Source organism: Methylobacterium sp. CCH5-D2, assembly GCF_001556475.1.
Lineage (GTDB): Bacteria > Pseudomonadota > Alphaproteobacteria > Rhizobiales > Beijerinckiaceae > Methylobacterium > Methylobacterium hispanicum.
This window is the reverse complement of the sequence record NZ_LSIX01000057.1, coordinates 1-6043: the sequence shown is the minus strand read 5'-3', so window position 1 is coordinate 6043 and position 6043 is coordinate 1. Positions and strand designations below refer to the sequence as shown.

The window sequence follows — 6043 nt, the reverse complement described above, 5'->3', positions numbered from 1 at the left end:
CTACAAGCCGCTGCCGCCGCGCGCGCTCTACCTCACCCCGAACGAGTGGAAGGAGCGGGTCGGCACCGCCCGCACCGTCCAGCTCAGCCCGTTCTCGGAGCCCGAATCCGCGTCCCGCGCGGTGATCGATTGCGGGGCCAGGGCGGGCCGCAACTTCGCGCCCGAGCGCCAGAGCGAGTCGGCGAGCGTGTTCGACGCGGCGGTGGCCCATATCCGCGAGCTGCAGGGATCCGGGCATCACGTGATCCTGGGCGCGTGGTCCGACGGCTCGCGCGACCGGCTCTGCGGCGTGCTCAGCGACCACGGCTTCCGCAAGCCCGTGGCGATCACCCGGCTCACCGATGTCTACGCGCTCAAGCGCGGCACCGACGCGGCGGTCGCGGTCTGGGGCCTGGAAGCCGGCTTCGTCGCGGGCGAGCTCGCGGTGGTCTCCGAGGGCGACATCCTGGGCGACCGGCTGGTGCGCCAGAAGCGCAAGGCCAAGCGGCCGCAGGACGTGATTCTGGAGGTGCAGGCGCTCCAGCCCGGCGACCTCGTGGTCCATGCCGACCACGGCATCGGCCGCTTCGTCGGCCTCAAGACCATCACGGCGGCGGGCGCCCCGCACGATTGCCTGGAGCTGCAGTACACCGGCGGCCTGCTGCTGCTGCCGGTCGAGAACATCGAGCTGCTGACCCGCTACGGCTCGGAGGATTCGGAGGTTGCGCTCGACCGCCTCGGCGGCGGCGCGTGGCAGGCCCGCAAGGCCAAGATGAAGCGCCGCATCCTCGAGATGGCGGGCGAGCTGATCAAGGTCGCCGCGCAGCGCTTCGTGCGGCAGGCGCCGCGCCTGCATCCGCCGGACGGGCTCTACGGCGAGTTCGCGGCGCGCTTCCCCTACGACGAGACCGAGGATCAGGCCAACGCCATCGACGCGGTGCTCACCGACCTCAACGCCGGCCGGCCGATGGACCGGCTGGTCTGCGGCGATGTCGGCTTCGGCAAGACCGAGGTGGCGCTCCGCGCGGCCTTCGCGGCCGCCATCTCCGGCAAGCAGGTGGCGGTGGTGGTGCCCACTACGCTCCTCGCCCGCCAGCACTACCGGACGTTCGCCGAGCGCTTCAAAGGGCTGCCCGTCCAGGTGGCCCAGCTCTCGCGCTTCGTCTCCGCGGGCGAGCTGAAGCAGACCCGGGCGGGGCTGGCGCAGGGCACGGTGGACATCGTGGTCGGCACCCACGCGGTGCTCGCGAAGAACATCGCCTTCAAGGACCTCGGCCTGATCATCGTAGACGAGGAGCAGCATTTCGGCGTGGCCCACAAGGAGCGGCTGAAGACGCTCCAGGCCGACGTGCACGTGCTCACCCTCTCGGCGACCCCGATCCCCCGCACGCTCCAGCTCGCCATGACGGGCGTGCGCGAACTCTCGATCATCGCCACGCCCCCGGTCGACCGGCTGGTGGTGCGCAGCTTCGTGACGCCGTTCGACCCGCTGACCATCCGCGAGGCGCTGCTGCGCGAGCGCTACCGCGGCGGCCAGGCCTTCTACGTCGTCCCTCGGATCGAGGATCTGGCGGACGTGAAGAAGTTCCTCGACGCGGAGATGCCCGAGATCAAGGTCGCGGTGGCCCACGGCCAGATGGCGGCGGGGCAGCTGGAGGACGTGATGACGGCCTTCTACGAGGGCAAGTTCGACGTGCTGCTCTCGACCACGATCGTGGAATCGGGCCTCGACATCCCGACCGCCAACACCCTGATCGTGCACCGGGCCGACATGTTCGGCCTCTCGCAGCTCTACCAGCTCAGGGGCCGCGTCGGGCGGTCGAAGGCGCGCGCCTACGCGCTGTTCACGACGCCGGCCAACCGCACGCTCACCGCCCAGGCCGAGCAGCGCCTGAAGGTGCTGCAGAGCCTCGACACGCTCGGCGCGGGCTTCCAGCTGGCAAGCCACGACCTCGACATCCGCGGGGCCGGCAACCTCTTGGGCGACGCGCAGTCCGGCCACATCAAGGAGGTCGGCTACGAACTCTACCAGCAGATGCTGGAGGACGCGGTGATGGCGCTCAAGGCCGGCATCGAGGACGTGCCGGAGGAGGCGTGGTCGCCGACCATCGCGCTGGGCGCGCCCGTCACCATCCCCGAGACCTACGTGGAGGATCTGGGCGTGCGCCTCGCCCTCTACCGGCGGCTCGCGACCATCGAGAACGACGCCGAGATGGAGAGCTTCGGGGCCGAGCTGATCGACCGGTTCGGGCCGCTGCCGCCGGAGGTGGAGCAGCTCCTCAAGATCGGCACGATCAAGCTGCTCTGCATGGCGGCCAACGTCGAGAAGGTGGAGGCCGGGCCGAAGGGCGTGGTGGTCCACTTCCGCGAACGGAGCTTCGCCAACCCGCAGGGGCTGGTGGCGCTGGTGGCCGAGCAGGGCTCCTTCGCCAAGGTGCGGCCCGACATGAGCGTGGTCTTCATCCGCGAGCTCACCACGATCCCGGCCCGCCTGAAGACCGCGACCGAGGTGCTGCGCAGCCTCGCCGGCATCGCCCGCAAGGCGAAGAAGGCGGCGTAGCGAGTCCTGGGATCCCCAAGGGACGAGTCCCTTTCGGCGCCTAAAGGCGCTGCAGGCGGGGTCCCGGGGGGTGCAGCCCCGGATTTGATCTCTGCCCCCGGCTCTGCCGGGGGCAGAGATCAACGGCAGGGCTCTGCCCTGCACCCGCCAAAGGTCTCGACCTTTGGAATCCAGGACCGCCGCGGCATCGGCGCACCCGCGACGGACCCGGTACGCGGTCCTATCTGACAGTGTAAGACGCCGCTTACCGCCGGAGGCCCAGCCCGTGACCGATACCCGCACCGAGGTCGCCGTCGTCGGCGCGGGCGCCGCCGGGCTCGCCGCCGCGCTGGCGCTGGCGCAGGCCGGCGTCTCGACCGCCCTCGTCGGCCGGCACGCCCCCGTGGCGGACGGGCGCACCGTGGCGCTCCTCGACGGCTCGGTGCGCTTCCTCGACGCGCTCGGCGCCTGGGGCCCGCTCGCCCCCCAGGCCGCGCCGCTCGCCGTGCTGCAGATCGTGGACGATACCGGCAGCCTGTTCCGCCCGCCGCCCGCCCGCTTCCACGCCACCGAGATCGGGCTCGACGCCTTCGGCTGGAACGTCGAGAGCGCCGGCCTCGTCGAGTCGCTCCGCGCCCGCGCCCGGGAGACGCCGAACCTCGCGCTGATCGAGCAGGACGCGGACATCTGCCGGGCCGGCGAGGCCGAGGCCCGCCTGACGCTGGCAGGCGGCGGCGCGGTCGCGGCCCGCCTCGTGGTGGCCGCGGACGGCGCCCGCTCGCGCCTGCGCGTGGGCAGCGGCATCGCCGTGCGCGACTGGTCCTACCCCCAGGCGGCGCTCACCACGATCCTGGCCCACGAGCGGCCGCACCGGGACGTCTCGACCGAGTTCCACACAAGGCAGGGACCCTTCACCCTGGTACCCCTGCCGGGCGGGCACCGCTCCAGCCTCGTCTGGGTCACGGATACCGAGCGGGCCGAGGCGCTCTCGGCGCTGGACGAGGCGGGCCTCGCCGCCGCGATCGAGGCCCAGGCCAAGGGCATGCTCGGGCGGATGCGGATCGACGGGCCGCGCGGCCGGGTACCGATGCGGGGGCTCTCGGTGGCGAGCCCGGTGGCCCACCGCCTCGCGCTGATCGGGGAGGCGGCCCACGTCTTCCCGCCGATCGGCGCCCAGGGGCTGAACCTCGGGATGCGCGACGCCGCCGCCCTGCGGGACGCCGTGTGCCGGGCCGTCGCGGACGGGCGCGACCCGGGCTCGCGCGCCGCGCTCGCCGGATTCGCCCGCGACCGCCGCCGCGACGCCGCCTTGCGCACCGCGGCCGTGAACGGGCTCAACCGCAGCCTGCTCTCGGCGCTGGCGCCGGTCGATGCGCTGCGCGGCCTCGGCCTCGTCGCCATGCAGGCGGTCGGTCCCTTGCGCCGCGCCGTGATGCGCGAGGGCGTGCTGCCGCGATTCGGTGTGCCGGAGCTGATGCGGGCCCGACGCTGAACCCGGCCGGTTGCGTGCGCGCCGTCACCGCGCGGCGATGCGGCGACCTGTAGGCGAGGGGGGAGAGGGTGTCGCGCGGATGCCATCATCCGCGCCTAGACATCGGGATGGGGAACGAATCGGGCGCCCTAGCGCTCCGGCTCCTGCAGCACGTAGGCGCCGATGCGGCTCTGGAGATCGACGGGGCCGCCGGACCCGCGGGTGCGGCTCGCGTCGATGTCGATGATCGGAATGCCGCGGTCGCGCAGTTGGTGACGCAGGCGCTCGGCGCGGCGCCGGTACTCGGCATCGCGGCTGGAGGAGGCCTGGAGCAGGACGGCGGCCGGCCGCGCGATCACCGCGAGGACGTCGTCGGCCGCCTCGAGCGAGGCCGTGACGCTGGCGTAGCCGAGCTCGGCCAGTTCGCCGGCGAGTGAGTGGTCGACGGCGCGGACGCCGTCATCGACCACCAGCACTTGTTGCAGCGCACCCATAAGCTTGAGCGGTATCCTATCGTGCGCCTCGTGGGAAGAGGCCCGCGGCGTTAACTTGCGGCAACGCGATTTGGTTCGCCGGCAAGTTTGCAGTGCGAAGATAGGGCGGCCCGCCTGAGCCGCACATGAACCGCGCGCGAAAAATCCGCCCGCGCGCTCGCGCGGAGCACGAGCCCGCGCGCGCAACGCCCTGAAAAGGCACGACACGCCGCCCTTCGGGGGCCGGCACGGGCGGCCGGCCGGACGCGGCGCGGCCCCGACCGCCTCCCTCGACCGGGCCCGATCGGGCTCATCCGAAAAAGTCGGCGTCCCCGGTCCGGGCCGGCATCGGTCGTCGGACCGGAACCTGGCTTCAGCCCGGCATCGGTTGGTCGGCCGGCACCGGCTGGTCGGCCGGCACGAGGCCGGTGGCCGTCCCGGCCAGCAGGGTGGCGCGGTAGGGGGCCGGGCGCCACGCCTCCGCCCCGGGCAGGGCGGGCATCCCGTCGCGGATCGGGCCGGCCCGGCAGGCGGCGCCGCGCAGGCTCAGGCTGCCGTCCGCGCCGCAGCGCAGCTCCATCAGCCCGGCGGGCAGCGCCGTGCCGGCGGGATCGGCGAGCGCCAGGGCGATGTCGTCGGCCCCGCGGGCGCGGCTCAGCAGGGCCTCCTCGTCGAGGGCGAGCGCGTCGACGATGCGGGGCCCGTCGAGACGGCCGGTCCGGAGCTGGCGCGCGGTCAGCCGGGCCGGGGCCCGGTGGGCGAGCGTCAGCGCGCGCAGGCCGCCGAGGGGCAGTTCGTGCAGGACGCTCTCCAGGAAGGCGGGCGCGACCAGATGCAGCCCCCGGGGCTCGGCCGCGGTGAGCGCCCCCCGCAGGGCGGCGGCGTCGAGCACCGGCATGCAGGCGAGCGTCGCGCCCGCGACCAGGGCGGCCCCGAGCCCGGTCGCGAGGCCGCGCAGGTCGTCGGGCGGGAGCAGAGTGAGCAGGCGCTCGCCCGGGCCGATCCGGGCGGCGTCGAGGTGCAGGGCCGCCGCCGCGAGCAGCGCCTCGCCGGGGCGGTAGACGGGCCGCGCGGGATCGCGCCCGGCGAAGCTCACGAGGCCGCGGGCGGGGGGCGGCGCCTCGGCCGGGCCGGTTCCGCGCTCCAGCGCCAGGGCGTCGAGGTTGATCACCCCGTCGGGCACGTCGGGACCGAAGGCGGCCAGATAGCGCAGGGCGAAGTGCTGCAGGGCGACCCGGCACAGGATCTCGGCGGGGCGGCGGCCGCCGAGCCGGGCCTGGGTCAGCACGGCCGGGATCCCGGCGGCCTCCACGGCGGCCAGCACCTGGGCCTCCTCCCAGGCGGCGGGCATCGGGCAGGGCACGTGGCCGGCGGCCTCCACGGCGAGGTGGGCGACGAGGGACTCGCTGCTGCCCGCGAACCAGAGGCCGACCCGGCTGCCCGGCGCGAGGCGCCAGGCGCGGATGCCGCGGGCGAGGCGGGCGACGATCTCGGCCGCGGCGCCGTAGGTCCAGCTCATCCCGGGCCGGCCGCTCCAGCCGGGCTTGTCGCCGAGGTCCACGAAGGCGGGGCGGGCCGGGA

Annotated in this window: 4 protein-coding genes; 2 read left to right on the top strand and 2 right to left on the bottom strand. The window is 74.3% G+C overall.

The genetic code is table 11. From position 1 onward, the window contains the following. Together mfd and AX737_RS01305 are read left to right on the top strand one after the other, a co-directional pair. Positions 1-2539 (top strand): transcription-repair coupling factor (gene mfd, locus AX737_RS01310; RefSeq protein WP_066918365.1); only part of this gene is annotated, 2539 nt, incomplete at its 5' end. 265 nt (positions 2540-2804) lie between these two features. Continuing rightward, a complete protein-coding gene (locus tag AX737_RS01305) occupies positions 2805-4010 on the top strand; it encodes a UbiH/UbiF family hydroxylase (protein ID WP_066918362.1) in 1206 nt (401 codons plus the stop codon). A 128-nt stretch (positions 4011-4138) separates the two neighbouring features. On the opposite strand, the gene AX737_RS01300 is transcribed toward AX737_RS01305, so the two are convergent. Beyond that, positions 4139-4483 carry a hypothetical protein gene (locus AX737_RS01300; RefSeq protein WP_066918360.1) on the bottom strand — a complete coding sequence of 115 codons (345 nt, stop codon included), beginning with the start codon at positions 4481-4483 and terminating at the stop codon, positions 4139-4141. Positions 4484-4835: 352 nt separating this feature from the next. Then, the coding region (locus AX737_RS01295) for an AMP-binding protein (RefSeq protein ID WP_156453455.1) at positions 4836-6043 on the bottom strand (1208 nt) is incomplete at its 5' end.

Coding starts and splice junctions, on each gene's coding strand:
- AX737_RS01300 (WP_066918360.1), bottom strand. CDS start 4,483: ATGGGTGCGCTGCAACAAGTGCTGGTGGTCGATGACGGCGTCCGCGCC.